The 655-nt window shown below is 78.9% G+C and carries 1 protein-coding gene; it reads right to left on the bottom strand.

Annotation, left to right across the window (positions count from 1 at the left end):
- Positions 1-561: glycosyltransferase (locus ABD308_RS31585; RefSeq protein WP_344342660.1), on the bottom strand; the 561-nt coding region annotated here is incomplete at its 3' end.
- Positions 562-655 lie beyond the last annotated feature (94 nt).

Raw genomic sequence — 655 nt, 5'->3', positions numbered from 1 at the left:
GCCGTGGTGCACCACGGTGACCCAGTCGCCGGGACGGCGCCGGCCGGGCGGGATGCTCCGGGCGACGGCGTGCGAGACGGCGACCACCGCGTCGTTGCGGCGGTAGGTCAGCGCGTTGGCCCAGCGGGTGGCCGCCCGGTAGCGCTCCCAGACGTTGTGCTCGGTGTGCACCAGCCGGGGCGCGGCCCCCGCGAGGGTGGGGGCGAGCAGCCGGGCGGCGGCGGCGGGGACGGGCATGTGGGTGTGCACCAGGGCGTACCGGCGGGCGGCGAGCAGCGCGCGCAGCCGCAGCGGCCAGCGCGGGTCGGCCCGCCCCGGGGTACCGGGGACGCCGCCCAGGCAGTGCACGGTCACCCCGGCCTCGGTGAGCGCCGGGGCGAGCGCGTCCTTCCACGGCAGCACATAGGCGACCTCGACGCGGTAGCGCGAACGGTCCGCGTGACGGGCGCAGTTGAGGAGCAGTTGCTCGGCTCCGCCGCGCCCGAGGCCCTTGGCCAGCCAGAGCACCCGGACGGGGGCGCCGGCCGTGCCGTCCGCCGCTTCGGCCATGGACCCGCTCACCGCTCCTCCGTTTCGCGCAGCAGGGCCGGCTCGCCGGGCCCGCCGCCGTCGTCCTCGGACGGGCGCCGCGCCCAGCTGGGCGTGGTGCGTCCGC

This window comes from Kitasatospora putterlickiae, from assembly GCF_039527695.1.
In the GTDB taxonomy this organism is placed as follows: domain Bacteria; phylum Actinomycetota; class Actinomycetes; order Streptomycetales; family Streptomycetaceae; genus Kitasatospora; species Kitasatospora putterlickiae.
The sequence above is the reverse complement of the archived record's forward strand: the minus strand, read 5'-3'. Positions and strand labels throughout refer to the sequence as shown.